The sequence below is a fragment of the Pseudomonas sp. Pdm06 genome (assembly GCF_014851795.1).
GTDB lineage: Bacteria > Pseudomonadota > Gammaproteobacteria > Pseudomonadales > Pseudomonadaceae > Aquipseudomonas > Aquipseudomonas fluorescens_AA.
The window spans coordinates 174,704-192,737 of the sequence record NZ_JACVAH010000009.1 but is presented as its reverse complement, the minus strand read 5'-3'; the positions used below and the strand labels follow the sequence as shown (position 1 = coordinate 192,737).

18 protein-coding genes are annotated in these 18,034 nt (G+C 59.7%); 12 read left to right on the top strand and 6 right to left on the bottom strand.

Annotated features, from left to right (window positions below; genetic code table 11):
* The first annotated feature begins 1 nt into the window (after position 1).
* Entirely contained in the window at positions 2–715 is a 714-nt protein-coding gene (locus IB266_RS16600; RefSeq protein WP_192261814.1) for a PA5502 family lipoprotein, read from the top strand.
* A 125-nt stretch (positions 716–840) separates the two neighbouring features.
* Here IB266_RS16600 and katE read toward each other — a convergent pair whose 3' ends face one another.
* Positions 841–2,979 (bottom strand): catalase HPII, encoded by a 2,139-nt coding sequence (gene katE, locus IB266_RS16595; protein WP_192261813.1) that lies wholly within the window; start codon positions 2,977–2,979, stop codon positions 841–843.
* A gap of 262 nt (positions 2,980–3,241) precedes the next feature.
* Between katE and IB266_RS16590 the strand changes: the two genes are divergently transcribed.
* The 5 genes from IB266_RS16590 to IB266_RS16570 all read left to right on the top strand — a co-directional run bounded on the left by IB266_RS16590 (position 3,242) and on the right by IB266_RS16570 (position 7,058).
* Entirely contained in the window at positions 3,242–4,249 is a 1,008-nt protein-coding gene (locus IB266_RS16590) for a methionine ABC transporter ATP-binding protein (protein WP_192261812.1), read from the top strand.
* Positions 4,249–4,923 (top strand): methionine ABC transporter permease, encoded by a 675-nt coding sequence (locus IB266_RS16585; protein ID WP_003196204.1) that lies wholly within the window; start codon positions 4,249–4,251, stop codon positions 4,921–4,923. The genes IB266_RS16590 and IB266_RS16585 overlap by 1 nt, the downstream gene beginning before the upstream one ends.
* A gap of 79 nt (positions 4,924–5,002) precedes the next feature.
* Positions 5,003–5,776, top strand: coding sequence for a MetQ/NlpA family ABC transporter substrate-binding protein (locus IB266_RS16580; protein WP_192261811.1), 774 nt, complete (start codon positions 5,003–5,005; stop codon positions 5,774–5,776).
* 222 nt (positions 5,777–5,998) lie between these two features.
* Positions 5,999–6,556, top strand: a complete 558-nt coding sequence (locus tag IB266_RS16575) for a hypothetical protein (protein ID WP_192261810.1) — start codon at positions 5,999–6,001, stop codon at positions 6,554–6,556.
* A 127-nt stretch (positions 6,557–6,683) separates the two neighbouring features.
* Positions 6,684–7,058 (top strand): lysozyme inhibitor LprI family protein, encoded by a 375-nt coding sequence (locus IB266_RS16570; RefSeq protein ID WP_033062452.1) that lies wholly within the window; start codon positions 6,684–6,686, stop codon positions 7,056–7,058.
* A 234-nt stretch (positions 7,059–7,292) separates the two neighbouring features.
* Here IB266_RS16570 and IB266_RS16565 read toward each other — a convergent pair whose 3' ends face one another.
* On the bottom strand, positions 7,293–7,988 hold the full coding sequence (locus IB266_RS16565) for a glutathione S-transferase (RefSeq protein WP_192261809.1): 696 nt from the start codon (positions 7,986–7,988) through the stop codon (positions 7,293–7,295).
* Between the two features lie 150 nt (positions 7,989–8,138).
* Here IB266_RS16565 and IB266_RS16560 point away from each other — a divergent pair, with 150 nt between their 5' ends.
* The 4 genes from IB266_RS16560 (at position 8,139) to IB266_RS16545 (ending at position 11,198) form a co-directional block, all read left to right on the top strand.
* Entirely contained in the window at positions 8,139–8,702 is a 564-nt protein-coding gene (locus IB266_RS16560; RefSeq protein ID WP_192261808.1) for a TetR/AcrR family transcriptional regulator, read from the top strand.
* A 185-nt stretch (positions 8,703–8,887) separates the two neighbouring features.
* Positions 8,888–10,012, top strand: a complete 1,125-nt coding sequence (locus tag IB266_RS16555) for a sensor domain-containing diguanylate cyclase (protein WP_192261807.1) — start codon at positions 8,888–8,890, stop codon at positions 10,010–10,012.
* Between the two features lie 405 nt (positions 10,013–10,417).
* Positions 10,418–10,837: an organic hydroperoxide resistance protein gene (locus tag IB266_RS16550; RefSeq protein WP_003196182.1), complete on the top strand. Its 420-nt coding sequence runs from the start codon at positions 10,418–10,420 to the stop codon at positions 10,835–10,837.
* Positions 10,838–10,868: 31 nt separating this feature from the next.
* Complete coding sequence (locus IB266_RS16545) at positions 10,869–11,198, top strand: hypothetical protein (protein ID WP_192261806.1); 330 nt, start codon at positions 10,869–10,871, stop codon at positions 11,196–11,198.
* 115 nt (positions 11,199–11,313) lie between these two features.
* Here IB266_RS16545 and IB266_RS16540 read toward each other — a convergent pair whose 3' ends face one another.
* From IB266_RS16540 to IB266_RS16525, 4 genes are all read right to left on the bottom strand, one after another.
* Positions 11,314–12,102 (bottom strand): SDR family NAD(P)-dependent oxidoreductase, encoded by a 789-nt coding sequence (locus IB266_RS16540; protein WP_192261805.1) that lies wholly within the window; start codon positions 12,100–12,102, stop codon positions 11,314–11,316.
* 272 nt (positions 12,103–12,374) lie between these two features.
* Positions 12,375–13,100 carry a hypothetical protein gene (locus IB266_RS16535; RefSeq protein ID WP_192261804.1) on the bottom strand — a complete coding sequence of 242 codons (726 nt, stop codon included), beginning with the start codon at positions 13,098–13,100 and terminating at the stop codon, positions 12,375–12,377.
* Positions 13,101–13,457: 357 nt separating this feature from the next.
* A complete protein-coding gene (locus IB266_RS16530; protein WP_060739898.1) occupies positions 13,458–14,345 on the bottom strand; it encodes a lysophospholipid acyltransferase in 888 nt (295 codons plus the stop codon).
* 43 nt (positions 14,346–14,388) lie between these two features.
* Positions 14,389–14,946 (bottom strand): DNA-3-methyladenine glycosylase I, encoded by a 558-nt coding sequence (locus IB266_RS16525; RefSeq protein WP_060739899.1) that lies wholly within the window; start codon positions 14,944–14,946, stop codon positions 14,389–14,391.
* 81 nt (positions 14,947–15,027) lie between these two features.
* Between IB266_RS16525 and glyQ the strand changes: the two genes are divergently transcribed.
* Both glyQ and glyS read left to right on the top strand, forming a co-directional pair.
* Positions 15,028–15,981: a glycine--tRNA ligase subunit alpha gene (glyQ, locus tag IB266_RS16520; RefSeq protein ID WP_003177094.1), complete on the top strand. Its 954-nt coding sequence runs from the start codon at positions 15,028–15,030 to the stop codon at positions 15,979–15,981.
* Entirely contained in the window at positions 15,978–18,032 is a 2,055-nt protein-coding gene (gene glyS, locus IB266_RS16515) for a glycine--tRNA ligase subunit beta (protein ID WP_192261803.1), read from the top strand. Before glyQ ends, glyS begins: the two co-directional genes overlap by 4 nt.
* Positions 18,033–18,034 lie beyond the last annotated feature (2 nt).

The window sequence follows — 18,034 nt, the reverse complement described above, 5'->3', positions numbered from 1 at the left end:
AATGAAGCCGTTCGCCTCCCGTTATCTGCTCCTTGTCGCATTTTCTCTGCTGCTGGGCGCTTGCCAGAGTACACCGCCGGTCACCCAGGCTCCCGATACGCGGGGCCCGGCCATCGCGCAGCTCGAGCAAAGCCTGGCCAGCAATGAGCTGGCCACCGCTGAAGACCAGCTGGCCGCCTTGCAAGCCCAGTCGCCCGAAGACCGGTCGCTGGAACCCTACCAGCGGCAATTGGCCGAGGCGTATTTGCGCCGCAGCCAGATCGACTTGCAAAAAGGCGACGTAAACGCCGCCGCCACCGCCCTGAGCCGTGCCCGGGCGTTGATGCCCAAGGCCCCGGCCCTTACCGGCGAGGTCAACAGCGCCATAGCCGAAGCCCGCAAGGCCGACCTGGAAAAAGCCGAGGCCGACCTCAAGGCCGCCGAAGCCAAACCGGTCGCCAAAGTGATCGACCCTAGCGCCGAGAGCACCACCGTTGCGCTTAATATCGGCGATATCCAGAAAATGCGTCGGCAACTGGACGCTATTGCCGCTGATGTGGTGAATTACCAGTGCGACGTCAGCATCCAGGCGCCGCGCACCGATGATTATCCTTGGCTGGCGACGTTGCTGACCAAGCGGGTTAAAAAGCTTGATCCGGGGTTTGAACTGAATCTACGCAAGCAGACCCTGCGCAATGTGCCGGCGCAGATGGTGCTGACACCGCGCAAGCCTTAACAGCATCGCGAGCGAGCTCCCACATTGGATCTAGGGTGATCACAGTTTAGTGATCGACACCTGACCCTGTGGGAGCGAGCTCGCTCGCGATAGCGCCCTACCGGCAACCAGCCTCTTTCAGACACTCAAGCCGGAATCGCCTTCGCCTTAGGTTCCCGCGCCCACACCCGATGCTGGGCAATAGCGTCGAAGAACGCCTGGAACTTGCCAGCATCCACGTCAGGAATCAGCCCCGCATCCGCCTCCAGTTTCAACAACACCAGCAACTGCCGCGCTTCGCCATTCAGAGCGATGGCCTTGAGGTGCTTATAGGCTTCCAGCAAGTAATGCAGGGCCACGCCGTCGGTACCCAAGGCCTTGATCGACTCCGCGCCACCCGGCACGAACACCGCATCAAAGGCAATAGACGGCAACCCTTCCATGGACGCATCCACCGGTAGCGTTTTCCCATCAGCGGTGGTCACTGGCGCAGAAGTCGGCCCCAGCACCTTGGCGTGGGCGCCCTTCGCTTTCAAAGCCTTCTTGAGCGCCTCTATGATCGCCCCATCGACGCCGTTAGCCACCAGCACGGCCACTTTTCGCGTCTTGATGTCCCCAGACAGCAGGTTCGCCTGACTCAAGGCCGGGGATTGCTTCAGCGAGGGTTTCGGCACATCGACGGTGCCGGCGGTGGGGGCGGGCAGGCCCAGGTTTTTCGCCACCCGCGCGGCCAGTTCCAGATCGATGTTGGCCAGGATCTCGTTGACCTGCCGCGCCCGGATGAACTCCCGCTCTACCTTGCCCAGCTCGAAGCTGTAGGCCGCGATGATGTGCTCTTGCTCGTGGGCGCTCATGCTCTTGTAGAACAACCGCGCCTGGGAGAAATGGTCGGAGAACGACTCACTGCGCTGGCGGATCTTGTAGGCATCGATGCGCTCCGGATAGCTTTCGAAACCACCGTCTTCAGGGCCAGGTGGGGTTTCCTTCGGCCAGCCACCATCGATGGAGTTCGGCTCGTAAGACGTGCGGCCCTTGTCGATGGTGGTGCGGTGCATCGCATCGCGCTGACCGTTGTGCACCGGGGTGATCGCCCGGTTGATCGGCAGCTCATGAAAATTCGGCCCACCAAGTCGGCTGATCTGCGTATCGGTGTAGGAAAACAGCCGACCTTGCAGCAATGGGTCGTTGGAAAAGTCGATGCCCGGCACGATATGCCCGGGGCAGAACGCAACCTGCTCGACTTCGGCGAAGAAGTTGTCCGGGTTACGGTTCAACACCATCTTGCCCAGGGGCGTGATGGGCACCAGCTCTTCAGGGATGATCTTGGTCGGGTCGAGCAGGTCGAAGTCGAACTTATGCTCGTCTTCCTCGGCAACGATCTGCACGCCGAACTCCCATTCCGGGTAGTCGCCCATCTCGATCGACTCCCAGAGATCGCGACGGTGGTAGTCCGTATCCTTGCCGGCCAGCTTCTGGGCTTCGTCCCAAACCAACGAGCAGGTACCGACTGTTGGCCGCCAATGGAATTTGACGAAGCTGCTTTTGCCTTCGGCGTTGATCATGCGAAAGGTGTGCACACCGAAGCCCTGCATGCTCCGCAGGCTTTTAGGAATGGCCCGGTCGGACATCGCCCAGATCACCATGTGCGCCGATTCCGGCACCAGCGAGACGAAATCCCAAAACGTGTCGTGGGCTGAACCGCCCGTAGGGATTTCATTGTGGGGTTCGGGCTTCACCGCGTGGACGAAGTCGGGAAACTTGATCGCATCCTGGATGAAAAATACCGGCATGTTGTTGCCCACCAGGTCGAAGTTGCCCTCATCGGTGAAGAACTTGACCGCAAAGCCACGAACGTCCCGCACGGTGTCGCCGGAACCCCGTGGACCTTGCACGGTGGAAAAACGCACGAACACCGGGGTTTTCTTACTCGGATCTTGTAGGAATCCGGCCTTGGTCAATGCCGAATGAGCTTCGTAGCTCTGAAAATAACCATGGGCGCCGGTACCGCGAGCATGAACGATGCGCTCCGGGATGCGTTCATGGTCAAAATGCGTGATTTTTTCACGCATGATGAAGTCTTCCAGCAGCGACGGCCCCCGGGCGCCAACCCGGAGGGTGTTCTGGTTATCGGCGATCTTCACACCCTGATTGGTGCGCAACGCCTGTTCGGTGGCATCGGAGCGGAACTGTTCCAGGCTCTCGAGCTTGGCGTTGGTGTTGCCGCGATCCAGGGTGTCGGTCCCGGCCAGTTGGCTCTTGTTGGCCGTGGGTTTTTTGGTACTCATCAGGCATAACTCCTCTTTGCGATCCCGGAGGCCAGGACTCTTGAGTTCGATACCGCAGGTTCCGTACCCGGGCATTTTCGAGTGGCTTAATGAGTGACCCATGCTGTTTGGCCGTGTTCCTTTTTTATGGCCTTTGATCGCGTTATTGCCAAATGACTGGTCCGATCGCAAATAAATGCTAAGAACCTCTATACGGACAGGCTAAAATGCGCGCCCGGCTAACCGCTGATCCTTTTCCAACGCGCCCCACAAGGTTCGCTACGTGATCGAGTTTCAAGACGTCCATAAAACCTACCGGGTCGCCGGTAGGGATATCCCCGCCCTGCACCCGACCAGTCTGACGATTGAGAACGGTCAGGTCTTCGGCCTGATTGGCCATTCCGGTGCGGGAAAAAGTACCCTGCTGCGCCTGATCAATCGCCTGGAAGACTCCACTGGCGGCAAGATCATCGTCGACGGCGAAGAAGTCACCGCCCTGGACGCCAGCGGCCTGCGCCGCTTCCGCCAGCAAGTCGGGATGATCTTCCAGCACTTCAACCTGCTGGCGTCCAAGACCGTGGCCGACAACGTGGCGCTGCCACTGACGCTGGCGGGTGAATTGTCCCGCAGCGAAATCGACCAGCGCGTCGCCGAGTTGCTCGCCCGCGTCGGCTTGTCCGACCACGCCAAGAAGTACCCGGCGCAATTGTCCGGCGGCCAGAAGCAGCGCGTCGGCATCGCCCGCGCCCTGGCGACCAAACCCAAGATCCTGCTGTGCGACGAGGCCACCAGCGCCCTCGACCCGCAGACCACCGCCTCGGTCCTGCAACTGCTGGCGGAAATCAACCGCGAGCTGAAGCTGACCATCGTACTGATCACCCATGAAATGGACGTGATCCGCCGTGTTTGCGATCAAGTGGCGGTGATGGACGCCGGCGTGATCGTCGAGCAAGGCCCGGTGGCCGAGGTGTTCCTGCACCCCAAGCACTCGACCACCAAGCGTTTTGTCCAGGAAGACGAGCAGATCGACGAAAGCGAACAGCGCGACGATTTTGCCCACGTACCGGGGCGCATCGTGCGTCTGACATTCCAGGGCGACGCGACCTACGCGCCATTACTCGGAACCGTCGCCCGGGAAACCGGCGTGGACTACAGCATCCTGGCCGGTCGCATCGACCGCATCAAGGACACCCCCTACGGGCAACTGACCCTCGCCGTCACCGGCGGTGACATGGAGGCGGCGTTTGCCCGCTTCACCGCGGCCGATGTCCACATGGAGGTGCTGCGCTAATGGAACTGTTGAGCTCATTCTTCTCCAACATCGACTGGCTGGAAATCTGGCTGGCCACCGGCGACACCTTCCTGATGCTGTTCGGTTCGCTGCTGTTCACCGTACTGCTCGGCTTGCCACTGGGGGTGTTGCTGTTCCTCTGCAGCCCGCGCCAGTTGCTCGAAGCCCGCGGTGTGTATGCGCTGCTGTCGCTGATCGTGAACATCCTGCGTTCGCTGCCGTTCATCATTCTGTTGATCGTGATGATCCCGTTCACGGTACTGATCACCGGCACCTCCCTGGGCGTGGCCGGCGCGATCCCACCGCTGGTGGTCGGCGCGACACCGTTCTTCGCCCGCCTGGTGGAAACGGCCCTGCGCGAAGTCGACCGCGGCATCATCGAAGCGACCCAGGCCATGGGCGCCACCACGCGGCAGATCATCGTCAATGCCTTGCTGCCGGAAGCCCGTCCAGGCATTTTTGCAGCGATTACGGTGACAGCGATTACGCTGGTGTCCTACACGGCCATGGCCGGTGTGGTCGGTGCCGGTGGTTTGGGCGACCTGGCGATTCGCTTCGGCTACCAGCGTTTCCAGACCGACGTCATGGTGGTCACGGTGGTGTTGCTGCTGGTGCTGGTCCAGGTGCTGCAAACCGTGGGCGACAAACTGGTTGTGCATTTCTCTAGAAAATAAGGCCTCGCGGCCAATAAACCATGAGCCGGCCATTCGCTGGCAGGCGCCAAGAGCAGGCGCCTCACAAGGAGTTAGCTGAATGAAAAAACTACTGGTTGCCTTCGCTGCCGCCGCAGCGTTTTCCGCCCACGCCGCCGACACCCTGACCGTCGCCGCAACGCCGGTCCCGCACGCGGAAATCCTCGAATTCGTCAAACCGGCCCTGGCCAAAGAAGGCGTCGACCTGAAGGTCAAGGTCTTCACCGACTACATCCAGCCGAACGTACAGGTCGCGGAAAAGCGCCTGGACGCCAACTTCTTCCAACACCAGCCGTACCTGGATGAGTTCAACAAGGCCAAGGGCACGCACCTGGTGAGCGTGGCCGGTGTGCACCTGGAACCCCTGGGCGCGTACTCCAGCAAGTACAAGGCACTGACAGAACTGCCAGGCGGCGCCAACGTGGTGATCCCGAACGACGCCACCAACGGCGGTCGTGCACTGTTGCTGCTGGCGAAGGCTGGGGTGATCAAGTTGAAGGATTCGAGCAACATCCTGTCGACCACCAAGGACATCACCGAGAACCCGAAGGACCTGAAATTCCGTGAGCTGGAAGCGGCGACCATTCCGCGGGTGCTGACCCAGGTGGATCTGGCGTTGATCAATACCAACTATGCGTTGGAGGCGAAGCTTGATCCTTCCAAGGATGCTTTGGTTATCGAAGGTAGCGACTCGCCGTATGTGAACATCCTGGTGGCTCGTGAGGATGACAAGGACAGTGAGGCGATGAAGAAGCTGGTTGCGGCGTTGCACACGCCGGAAGTGAAGGCTTTTATTCTTGAGAAGTACAAAGGCGCGGTTTTGCCGGCGTTTTGATCTGATCGGGTGGTGAAAAAACGGGGCTGCGTGGGAATGCAGGCCCGTTTTTTTTGCTCGGAGATATGCGGCGTTAAGGAAAGCCCAGCGGGAGCAAGCTCCCTCGCCACGAATGTTTGACCGGCCCCTCGCTCGATGACGCCTGGTAGCTACTTGTCTTTCGGTCCGCAAAGGGGGGTGGAGGGCAGGGTAGACTTGCCCCTTTTCTATCCGAATGCACTCATGAATTCATTACGCGAAGACAATCGAAAGCGCTTGATACGACTCATCGACCAGATCCCTGTTGATGAGAACCCCGAGGGTTGGGCTCATATTGCTTCGATAGCCGTCGGTGGGCTGCTATCGGTAGGGTTTTCGCAAAAAGGTCCCTACTTGCTGGTCGTCTCCAGTTCGGGTCGGAGTGTCGTGCACTGCGACACAGGAGAAAAAATTGAGCGCGACTATGAAGAATATGCGGGCTTGAGCGAGCTCGGCTTGCATTGCCAGGGCATTGGCGTGATCGCCGATGAAGTCATACCGCTGTGTGGCATTCAGGGTGGTGGCTTGCCAACCGGCAACATCGCCGGGGAAGGACTGGAGTTGGTTTCCCCGGATTGGCCTGAAAACAGTCTTATTCTGAGCAAACCCTTCAAAAATGCTCTGATTGAGGGTCATCAAGCGGATTGCACGGTGATCTACAGGGACCACGTGAGGGCGTTCGGATTCTCCTGGTGTGGGAACTACATCGTTGCGGCGTGCAGCAGCGACCTCGATCTTTGGTCGAGAAAGTCAAAGTTGTAACGAAAGGCCGTCGCCGGCAGCGCGGCGGCCAAGGGCGTTGCAGTTCTGCTTCATTGTTCAACAACCCTCATGATAAATTCCCCGCCGCGACCTCTAATCAATAGAGGGCATTCAGGGAGAGAAGTAAGTGATCAAGTCTTTGTTGGTTGGGGCATTGCTGGCAATGGCATCAGCATCGGCATCTGCGATGAGTTGCGATAACCCTAGAAACGCCTATGACAGAACCTATTGCGCGTCGCTGAAAATGGTTCAGTCGGATCAGGACATCAATGATCAATACAAGAAGACCATGAGCGCCCTGAACCCGGATCAAAAGAAAAAAGTGAAAGCGGCTCAAATCCAGTGGATCAAAAATCGTGACAGCGCCTGCTCCAACGATGGCCTGCTCTACCTGGACTGTGCCAATGAGAAGACCGAGGCGCGTATCGTCATACTCAAAGCTGTCGAGCGCGAGTGCCGTGCTGCCGGTTGCGACGACGCCAAGCTGTCGCAAGTCGAGTAACCCGTAAGCAATGAGCACGTCGGGCTTGCCCTAATACCCGTCAGTTAAGCCCCAAACCCGTGGGAGCAAAGCTTGCTCGCGATTGGGGTGAGCCCGTCGACAACGCCGTTGACGGGTCTGCCGCCATCGCGAGCAAGCTTTGCTCCCACAGGTTTGTATCGTTTGATCCTTAACTGACTGGCATTAGCCCTTGCCCCCTTTTTTCATGCGGGCGCTGGCTAGTCACTATCAGTGCTACGCAACGCCACGCTCGACCATGGCACGCCATGCCTGGACGCTGGAGCGCTCCTGCATCCTGGCGTGCCATGCTCGAAGCGCCACGCACTCTTCAGGCACGGGGAGTTGCACCAGCGAGGCGAAGATCATGCCGCCCAGTACCGCAATGTCGGCCATCGAAAACTTGTCGCCCGCCACAAAGGGCCGGTCTTTGAGAAGGTTGTCGAAATAGCGCATGCCCCTGATCGCCTTATCGCGCATCCGAGCGCCCCACTCGGCATTCTGGTACAGCTCGACATCGGGGCCGAGGCCCGGCGTGGCATGGTGGAAGTACGCGCTGACGGCGTCGAGAAACTCGATCTCGGCACGTTTGGTCATCATATGGATGATGCCTTTTTCAACAGGCGTTTCGCCCGTCAACGTCGGATGACCGTCCAGGCTATCCAGGTACTGGGTGATCGCCGTGCACTCGGCGATCCGCGTCCCATCGTCCAGCTCCAGCACGGGCAGTGTCCCGGAGTAATTGATGGCCAGGAACTCGGCTTTCTTGTGCTCACCGGCCCAGAGATTCACCGGTACGAATTCGATGTTCGGCAGCAATCCTTTTTCCGCCAGCGCAATGCGGACGCGGGCGGGGTAGGGGCCGTTGAACCAATCGTAGATTTTCATCGTAGGAACAGTGGAAACATCAACGCGCTGTTGTGGGGAAGTCATGATTCGAGCACCTGCCTGTCAATTGGTAGGTAAAGATTGAGCCGCCGATTTAGTGCTGTCAATCCCCTACCTGACAATTGGCAGGTAAACGGATCTGCGCGTAGAATCGCCGTTACCTGAGTGAGTCGAATCTCGAAACGAGGCTGCAACGTGAACGAAAATGCTCGAGAAGCCATCTTGGCGGCAGCGAAAGCCGCTGCCCAACTGCACGGTTACAGCGGTATCAATTTCCGTAGCATTGCCGACCAGGTGGGCATCAAGAACGCCAGCATTTACTACCACTTTCCGAGCAAGGCAGGCCTGGCTGCGGCAGTTGCTGAACGCTACTGGCAGGACGCGCTGCGCATGCTTGAAGAGATACGCGCCGCCCATACCGATCCGAAGGCGTGTGTGCGGCTTTACCCCTCCATTTTTCGAAAGTCGCTCGAGGACGGCAACAGGCTTTGTCTGTCCAGCTTCATGGCAGCCGAATACGAAGACCTTCCCGATGAAGTGTCGCGAGAGATCAGGGCTTTTGCGGACGTTAACGTGACGTGGCTCGCCCAGGTACTGGCAGATGCTGGGACAGGTAGCGCAGAGGAATGTGAACGCCGAGCCCGCGCCATTTACACCGCTGTTGCGGGTGCCCAGTTAATCGCGCGGACGCGGGCGGATGTCGGCCTGTTCGATGATCTGATTTTGAGCTACCGGGAAGCAGGGTTGATTCCAGCCTGATCCTGTAAAGCAGATGATGCCGTTTGGCTGTAGGAATGGTTGGGGCTGCTTCGCAGCCCAGCGGGAGCAAGCTCCCTCGCCACGGGGTTTTGTTCAATTGGGGCCGTGGGTGTAATTCAGTTGTTTGCATTGGTGGCCGGGTGCCACAATCGCCGCTTTAGTTGCATCACGATCAGGTGGATCAAATGGATGGCCCAAGATCTCGGAACGGCCAAGCTTTTTTCATAGCCGAGCAGGTGCGAACTGACCGATTGCAGCAACTGTTTCGCCAATCCGTTTCTGCGGTTTTCGGCAGTTACCTGGCCGCCATCATGTTGAGTTGGCTGTGTTGGGATCGGTTTGAGCACAGCGCTATTCTTTGGTGGCTGGGCATCCTGACCGCATCGACGCTGTTGCGTATCGCGATGTTCGTCGCCTATTTTCGCAGCCCCGAAAGTGAGCGTACGCCTCAACGCTGGGAGCGCCGATACTGGGTCACGCTGGTGTTATCCGCCAGCATCTGGGGCGGTGGTGCGTTTGTGGTCATGCCGGCGGACGATCTGTTGTCCCAGGCGTTGGTCATGCTCTTTACCGTCGGGATGACCGTCAGCGCGGTGTCCTGCTATTCGGCCTACCGCGATATGACGCTGGTCTCCATTGGCCTGGTGCTGTTTCCATGCACCGTCTGGCTGCTGTTTCAACCGTCCCCGATCCAAGTCGGCATGGCCCTTTCGATCCTGGTGTTCGCGGCATTTGCGGCCCGCGCCACGCACAAAATGTCCCAGGCACTGGAGGTCGCCTTTCGTCTTACCCGTGAAATGGAACAGGCTAACAGCATTTCAACCCGCGCCGCACAAACCGACGAACTGACCGGCCTGAAGAGTCGGCGGGCTTTTTTCGAGCATGCCCAGCAGCTCTATGACGAATGCAAGACCAACCGGTTAGGGCTGTGCGCCGTCATGTTGGACATGGACCACTTCAAGCACATCAACGACACCTATGGCCATCAGGTCGGGGATCAGGTTTTGCGCGAGATGGGGCTGGTCATCAGTTCGTCGTTTCGGGCGACGGACATTCACGGCCGGCTGGGTGGGGAAGAGTTCGCTATTCTGCTTCCGGACACGTCCATCGAGGTCGCTACCCAGATTGCGGAACAGCTCATCGATACGATTGCGGGGTTGATGATCGAACCTGTTCACTGCATAACCGCCAGCCTTGGCGTCGCGTCTACGGAGGCCTGTAACAAGGATCTTCACGGCTTGATGAACGATGCGGATAAGGCCCTGTATCGGGCGAAGGCGCTGGGACGCAATCGAGTGGCTGTTGCTTAGTCTTAGTCGGGTTGGCTTTGCATCATTAGCCAGAATTTGATCACCCCCACGCTACATCACATTCCAAAAGCGGAACGCTGAGCGTCCCTGGCGGCGTTCCCACGCGGGAACGTGGGAACGATTGAGAAACCCTGAACGCCCTCTCTTCAAAGGCCTGCAATTACGCAGGCACTGACCCCTGGCACCTCCTTCTCCTTGGCTCACCTCGCGGCGGGTGATGCTGCGCGGCCTCGAAAATAAATTCCTTTTTAGATCAACTGGTTAATTCAAAAGTGAGATTTTTTTGAAAATTTATCTTGCGCGCAAAGTATTTGAGCGTTAACTTTATCTCAACTGGTTAGCGCACAAACATTTAGCGCAGACCAACCCCGAACTCGATCAGCCCATCCAGCAAGAGGAAACACCATGAACGTTCTCTATACCGCAGTCGCAACCTCCACCGGTGGCCGTGATGGCCGTGCTGTTTCCAGCGACAAGATTCTCGACGTGAAACTGGCCACGCCAAAAGCCTTGGGTGGTGCCGGTGGTGAAGCCACCAACCCTGAGCAACTGTTCGCAGCCGGCTACTCGGCCTGCTTCATCGGCGCACTGAAGTTTGTCGCCAGCCAGAGCAAACGCAGCATTCCTGCCGACGCCTCGATCACGGCACACGTTGGCATCGGCCAGATCCCTGGCGGTTTCGGTCTGGACATCGACCTGCACATCAACCTGCCAGGTCTGGATCAAGCCGATGCCCAAGCGCTGGTCGATGCGGCCCACCAGGTTTGCCCGTACTCCAACGCGACACGCGGCAACGTCGACGTCCGTTTGCACGTCACCGTCTAACTCACTCACATACGAATAAAAGGATCAGGACATGAACACTTTCCACAAGACTCTCGTTGGCTCGCTTCTGGCACTGTCCCTCGGCAATGCGTTCGCGACTTCTTTTGATCAACCCTCGTTCGCTGAAGGTGGTTCGGATCGACTGATCGAAAAACGTGTCGCTGAAGGCGGCTCCGATCGGCTCATCGAAAAACGCGTCGCTGAAGGCGGCTCGGATCGACTGATCGAAAAGCGCGTAGCCGAAGGTGGTTCGGATCGGTTGATCGAAAAGCGCGTAGCTGAAGGCGGTTCGGATCGGTTGATAGAAAACCGTGTGGCCGAGGGTGGCTCGGATCGCCTGATGGAAAACAGAGTGGGCTGAACCATCCCCTCACCACTCCAACGCCGGTCGAATCAACCCATGTTGCTTCCAAAACAAAAAACGCCGCTTATCTCTCATGAGGAAGCGGCGTTTTTTTTCAACGTGTCATGGGCCTCTAAACGATGCTATCCACCACACCACCATCGACACGCAGCGCCGCCCCCGTGGTGGCCGAGGCCTGCTCCGAGCTGGCGTAGATGATCATGTTGGCAACTTCCTCGACGCGCGCCGCGCGCTGGATGATCGAGGTGCTGCGGTGCTGGTTGACGAAATCCGCCGCGACCTTTTCCAGGCTTTCCCCACTGCGCTCGACGTCTGCCTGGAGCATCTGGGCAACCCCTTCGGAAAGCGTCGGCCCAGGCAACACCGAGTTCACCGTCACGCCCGTGCCGGCAAGGCGCTTGGCCAAGCCGCGAGCGATGGACAGTTGGGCGGTCTTGGTGAAGCCGTAGTGGATCATGTCGGCGGGAATGTTCACGCCCGATTCCGACGAGATAAACACAATCCGCCCCCAACCGCGCTCGACCATGCCTTGCGCGTAGGCCCTGGAAACACGCACGCCCGACATCACGTTGGTTTCGAAGAAGCGTTGCCATTCGCTGTCCGGTGTTTCGAAGAAATCCTCCTGTTTGAAAATGCCCAGGTTGTTGATGACGATATCGAAGCTGGGATGCTTGGCGACCAATGCCTGGCAGCCTGATTCATTGCTCAGGTCGCCAACGAAACCGACGGCACTTGAAGCAAGGGCGCCCAGGCGCTGCAATGCGTCGTCCACGCTGCTCTGGCTGCGACCGTTGATGACTACATGAGCGCCGGCTTCGAGAAAGCCTTTGGCTGTGGCAAAACCGATACCGCTGGTGGACCCGGTGACCAGGACCTGACGTCCGGTGAAATCGATGTTCATGAGGGGGACTCCTTGATTAATGAACCAGAGGAAGTGCGATATTTCTGACTGGACGGTAGTCCGACGGATTTAGAGATGGCTTTGCCATCCCAACGTCGCCGATATCGCAGGCCCTTAATCATGGACACGATTGAGGCTTTGCGCCTCCTCGTGGTCAATCAACCATCAGGAAGCCGACCACACCGCCAGCTCATAGCCGGTCATGGGGAAGGGCCGCTGCGCAGCCCGGCGGGAGCAAGCTCCCTCGCCACACGATTCGGTAGAGCCGGCTTTCAGGCCTGCGCGCTGAATCGCTGCGCAGCACGCCGTTCAAGCATCGCGGCTTCCGTCTCTTGGGTCGCCAGTTCGCCTTTGTGCGCCAGTTGGTTGAAAAACAGCCCGTCCGAAAATTCCTGGGGCGGCACCGAGCCGGCGCGCTTGAGCATCGGCGCCAGATCGATGGTGCTGGCGAAGTTTTCCTTGGTCAGACTGTAGCGGCCCAGGTAGCTGCCAGACCAAGGCGAGTCGGCATCCACCATGTCGATGGAGGCGTCGCGGAAGGCGCTGGCTGCGGCTTTCAAATCAGTGGATTCATTGAGCAGATCGGTGAGGCGCTGGGTCTCCGAGGTGCTGAGCTGCCCGGCGGTGTTGAGCACTTTCAGCTTGCCATCGGCCTCGACGGTGAAACCGTATTTCTTGCTGGCCAAATCCGGGTGGGTTGCCGACAGCGTTGACTGGAATGCCTCGAAAGAGCTTTTCAGGGTGTTTTTCGCGCTCTCGGTGATTGCGGCAAATCGAGGGAAATCTGGCGATTGGGATCGACCGACCCAGGTGGTAATGGCCACCAGTGGTTGCTCCACGGTCTGGGTTTCTTCACTGGGGTGGTAGATAGCCGCCGGGCCAGCACTTGCCAGTTCCTTTACAGAGCCTGTTGGAGGATGAGTGACCAACTTCTGATCGGAGCGGGTGAGGTGGGTGTTGGCGGGTGCAATAGAGGCAGCGCTAAGGGAGAGTTCCATTTCATCGGTCCATGATTGGCGGATACATCGGGTTATCGACAGCCGGGGACCGAGCTTTAGGAGGGGAGATGGCGTGGGGTGAGGTCAGTTAGTTATGTGGCGGCTGTTAGGGCGCTATCGCGAGCAAGCTCGCTCCCACAGGGATTTATGATGGACGCAATGCCTGTAAACAGCCCGGAAAAACTGTGGGAGCGAGCTTGCTCGCGATAGCGGTGGGTCTGCTTGCATCGATGTTGAGTGTACCGCCGTCATCGCGAGCAAGCTCGGCTCCCACATAGGGACTCCCACATAGGGACTTGGGTGTTCACAGATCCTGCACTCACCACAAATCCCCGGCGCATATGAAGCAACAGATCTTCAGTACCACCGCGCCTCACCCGGCGGGCGCTTCTTGAAGCGTTTCATGCTCCACATGTACTGGCTCGGGTAGGCCCGCACGTAGCGCTCCACCACTTGGCTCATGGCCGCGCAGGAGGTTTCAGTGTCGGTGCTGTACATCGCGTCAGGGGCAGCTTCGAGGATGACTTTGTAGCCGGAGCCGTCGGGCAGGCGCAGGGCGTGGAGGAAGACGCCGACCGCTTTGCCGCCAGCGAGCATGTTCGGCACGAACTTGCTGGTCAGGGCCTGGGTGGCGAAGAAGGGCACGAAGATGCCGGCGGATTCGGCCGGTTCCGGGTCGGCGGGGATACCCACCTGGCCGCCCTTGCGCACTTCCTTGATAACGCTGAGGATGCCTTCCTTGGTCGACGCCGCGACCTTGTTGCCCAACTGGACGCGTTGCTTCTGCAGTAGTTCATCCACCGCCTTGAGCTTGGGCGGGCGGTAGAAAATGATCGGTTTGCACTGGCTGCAATAGAAGTGGTTGAGCACTTCCCAATTGCCCAGGTGGCTGGTGATACCCACCACGCCTTTACCGGAGGCCAGGGCTTCTTTCAGCACCTCCAGGCCTTCGACTTCGCGCACCAGGTCGATGGAGCGCTGGGCCGGCCAGATCCAGGCGCAGGCGCTTTCGGTCAGGGATTTGCCAATGTCCTTGAGGCTCTGGCCCACCAGGCGCTCGCGCTCGGCCGGGTCCATCTCGGGAAAGCACTTGGCGAGGTTGATCCGCACCACATCGCGGGAACGGTTGGGAAATTTCCACATGAGCCAACCAATCGCCGAGCCCACTGCCTGCACCGCTCGCCAGGGCAGCAGCGCAAACAACCGCAGAGCGCCAACCAGCAAGGCGCCTTTCAACTTATCCACAGGTCACTCCTGAATATATGGGCCGTGTTGCGAGCCGGCTATTCTAACCGCCGTTTACCAACTCGGCGTAGCGGTCGCAGTCTTGGGTATGGTCCATGACCATGCCCGAGGCCTGCATCAAGGCGTAGCAAATGGTCGGCCCGACGAAAGTGAACCCGGCTTTTTTCAGGCCTTTGCTCATCGCCAGTGCCTCGGGCGTGATAGCCGGCACTTCGCTGCGGTCCTTGAAATGGTTGATGATGGGTTTGCCGCCCACGAACGACCAAAGGAACGCCACCGGGTCTTCCAGCGCCAGCCAGGCCTGGGCATTGCGACGGGCGGCCTTGAGCTTGAGGCGGTTGCGGATGATGCCCGGGTCGAGCATCAGCTCGTCGATTTCCGCGTCGCTCATCTGCGCCACGCGCTGCACATCGAAGCCGTACAACACTTCCCGGTAGCGCTCGCGTTTGCGCAAAACGGTGATCCAGGACAACCCGGCCTGGAACCCTTCGAGCAAAAGCAACTCGAACAAACCCTGCGCATCGCGCAGCGGCGTGCCCCACTCCTGATCGTGATAAGCCATGTACAACGGATCGTCAGAACACCAAAAGCAGCGTGGCATAAGGCTCCAGGGGGCGTGCGCACGAACGAATCGGGTATACTCCCGCTCTTTAAATCGCAGCCCAAGAAACAGGTGAATTTCGTGAGCCAGCCTACGCCAGCCGTGCGTACCTTCCAAGACTTGATCCTCGCCCTCCAGCAATACTGGGCCGAGCAAGGTTGTGTGGTACTTCAGCCCTACGATATGGAAGTAGGCGCCGGCACTTTCCACACTGCCACGTTTCTGCGTGCCATCGGCCCGGAAACCTGGAACGCCGCTTATGTGCAGCCCAGCCGCCGCCCGACTGACGGCCGCTACGGCGAAAACCCGAACCGCCTGCAGCACTACTACCAGTTCCAGGTGGTCCTGAAGCCGAACCCGGAAAACTTCCAGGAACTGTACCTGGGCTCCCTCAAGCACGTCGGCCTCGACCCACTGGTGCACGACATTCGTTTCGTCGAAGACAACTGGGAGTCGCCGACCCTGGGCGCCTGGGGCCTGGGCTGGGAAGTCTGGCTCAATGGCATGGAAGTGACCCAGTTCACCTACTTCCAGCAAGCGGGCGGCATCGAGTGCTACCCGGTCACCGGCGAGATCACCTACGGCCTGGAACGCCTGGCCATGTACCTGCAAGGCGTGGATTCGGTCTACGACCTGGTATGGGCCGACGGCCCGTTCGGCAAAGTGACCTATGGCGACGTGTTCCACCAGAACGAAGTGGAGCAGTCGACCTACAACTTCGAACACGCCAACGTCGAGAAGCTGTTCGAGCTGTTCGATTTCTACGAGAGCGAAGCCAAGCGCCTGATCGAACTGGATCAGCCGCTGCCGTTGCCGAGCTATGAAATGGTGTTGAAGGCGTCCCATACCTTCAACCTGCTGGACGCACGCCGGGCGATTTCCGTGACCGCGCGCCAGCAATACATCCTGCGTGTACGCACCCTGGCGCGTTCCGTTGCGCAAGCCTACCTGCTGGCCCGTGCCAAGCTGGGCTTCCCGATGGCGACCCCGGACCTGCGTGATGAAGTGTTGGCTAAGCTGGAGGCTGCACAATGAGTGCTCAAGATTTTCTGGTTGAACTGGGCACCGAAGAACTGCCACCCAAAGCCCTGAACACCCTGGCCGATGCGTTCCTGGCCGGTATCGACAAAGGCCTGCAAGCCGCTGGCCTGAGCTATGAAGCCAAACAGGTGTACGCTGCGCCGCGCCGCCTGGCCGTGCTGATCACCGCCCTGGCGACCCAGCAGCCGGACCGCAGCATCAACCTCGACGGCCCGCCACGCCAGGCCGCGTTCGACGCCGACGGCAACCCGACCCAGGCCGCCCTGGGCTTCGCCAAGAAGTGCGGCGTGGACCTGAGCGAAATCGACCAGAGCGGTCCGAAGCTGCGCTACAGCCAGAGCATCAAGGGCAAGCCGACCGCCAGCCTGTTGCCGACCATCGTCGAAGACTCCCTCAATGACTTGCCGATCCCCAAGCGCATGCGCTGGGCCGCGCGCAAGGAAGAGTTCGTACGTCCAACCCAGTGGCTGGTGATGTTGCTCGGTGACCAGGTCATCGATTGCACGATCCTGGCCCAGAAAGCCGGTCGCGACTCCCGCGGTCACCGCTTCCATCATCCACAGAGCGTGCGCATCACCTCGCCGGCCAACTACCTGGCCGACTTGCGTGCGGCCTACGTACTGGCCGACGCCAACGAGCGGCGCGAGCTGATCAGCAAGCGCACCGAAGAGCTGGCCACCCTGCAGGAAGGCACCGCCATCGTGCCGGCCAACCTGCTGGACGAAGTGACCGCGCTGGTGGAGTGGCCAGTGCCGCTGGTGTGCTCGTTCGAGGAACGTTTCCTTGAAGTGCCGCAGGAAGCGCTGATCACCACCATGCAGGACAACCAGAAGTACTTCTGCCTGCTGGACGCCGAAGGCAAGTTGCTGCCGCGCTTCATCACGGTTGCCAACATCGAAAGCACGGACCCGCAGCAGATCATCGCCGGTAACGAAAAAGTCGTTCGCCCGCGCCTGACCGATGCCGAGTTCTTCTTCAAGCAAGACAAGAAACAGCCCCTGGAAAGCTTCAACGAGCGCCTGCGCAACGTGGTGTTCCAGGAAAAACTCGGCAGCGTCTACGACAAGGCCGAGCGCGTTTCGAAACTGGCGGCATTCATCGCCCCACGCATCGGCGGCGACGCCCAGCGTGCGGCCCGTGCCGGCATCCTGTCCAAGTGCGACCTGTCCACCGAAATGGTCGGTGAGTTCCCGGAGATGCAAGGCGTCGCCGGTTACTACTACGCCCTCAACGATGGCGAACCGCAGGACGTGGCCCTGGCGCTGAACGAGCAGTACATGCCCCGCGGTGCCGGCGCTGAACTGCCAACCACCCTGACGGGTGCGGCCGTGGCGATCGCCGACAAGCTCGACACCCTGGTCGGCATCTTCGGCATCGGCATGCTGCCCACCGGCAGCAAAGACCCGTATGCCTTGCGTCGTGCGGCCTTGGGCGTGTTGCGGATCCTGATCGACAAGCAACTGGACCTGGACCTGAACGACGCCGTGGCATTCGCCGTCAACGCGTTCGGCAGCAAGGTCAAGGCTGCCGGCCTGGCCGATGCGGTGCTGGAATTCATCTTCGACCGCCTGCGTGCGCGTTATGAAGATGAAGGCGTCGACGTCGCCACCTACCTGTCGGTGCGAGCCCTGAAACCGGGTTCGGCCCTGGACTTCGACCAGCGCGTACAAGCGGTGCAAGCCTTCCGCAAATTACCGGAAGCCGCCGCGCTGGCAGCGGTGAACAAGCGGGTATCGAACCTGCTGGGCAAGGCCGAAGGCAACGTCGCGGCCACCGTCGAAGCCAAGTACTTCGACAACGCCAACGAGTTTTCCCTGTACTCGGCGATCCAGCAGGCGGACCAGGCGGTCCAGCCAATGGCGGCGGCGCGTCAGTACAGCGAAACCCTGGCGCGCCTGGCGGCACTGCGCGAACCGGTGGATGCGTTTTTCGAGGCGGTGATGGTCAACGCCGAAGATGCCAAAGTACGGGCCAACCGTTACGCGCTGCTGGCGCGTCTGCGTGGGCTGTTCCTCGGCGTCGCCGATATTTCGTTGCTGGGGTAACG

What these genes read in the sequence shown, in the direction of transcription:
- IB266_RS16585 (WP_003196204.1), top strand. Translation starts at nt 4,249, where the DNA reads ATGGAACTGTTGAGCTCATTCTTCTCCAACATCGACTGGCTGGAAATC.
- IB266_RS16540 (WP_192261805.1), bottom strand. Translation starts at nt 12,102, where the DNA reads ATGAACATCGATTTCACCGGACGTCAGGTCCTGGTCACCGGGTCCACC.
- IB266_RS16600 (WP_192261814.1), top strand. Translation starts at nt 2, where the DNA reads ATGAAGCCGTTCGCCTCCCGTTATCTGCTCCTTGTCGCATTTTCTCTG.
- IB266_RS16550 (WP_003196182.1), top strand. Translation starts at nt 10,418, where the DNA reads ATGAACGTTCTCTATACCGCAGTCGCAACCTCCACCGGTGGCCGTGAT.
- IB266_RS16565 (WP_192261809.1), bottom strand. Translation starts at nt 7,988, where the DNA reads ATGACTTCCCCACAACAGCGCGTTGATGTTTCCACTGTTCCTACGATG.
- IB266_RS16535 (WP_192261804.1), bottom strand. Translation starts at nt 13,100, where the DNA reads ATGGAACTCTCCCTTAGCGCTGCCTCTATTGCACCCGCCAACACCCAC.
- IB266_RS16575 (WP_192261810.1), top strand. Translation starts at nt 5,999, where the DNA reads ATGAATTCATTACGCGAAGACAATCGAAAGCGCTTGATACGACTCATC.
- katE (WP_192261813.1), bottom strand. Translation starts at nt 2,979, where the DNA reads ATGAGTACCAAAAAACCCACGGCCAACAAGAGCCAACTGGCCGGGACC.
- IB266_RS16545 (WP_192261806.1), top strand. Translation starts at nt 10,869, where the DNA reads ATGAACACTTTCCACAAGACTCTCGTTGGCTCGCTTCTGGCACTGTCC.
- IB266_RS16580 (WP_192261811.1), top strand. Translation starts at nt 5,003, where the DNA reads ATGAAAAAACTACTGGTTGCCTTCGCTGCCGCCGCAGCGTTTTCCGCC.
- IB266_RS16555 (WP_192261807.1), top strand. Translation starts at nt 8,888, where the DNA reads ATGGATGGCCCAAGATCTCGGAACGGCCAAGCTTTTTTCATAGCCGAG.
- glyS (WP_192261803.1), top strand. Translation starts at nt 15,978, where the DNA reads ATGAGTGCTCAAGATTTTCTGGTTGAACTGGGCACCGAAGAACTGCCA.
- IB266_RS16525 (WP_060739899.1), bottom strand. Translation starts at nt 14,946, where the DNA reads ATGCCACGCTGCTTTTGGTGTTCTGACGATCCGTTGTACATGGCTTAT.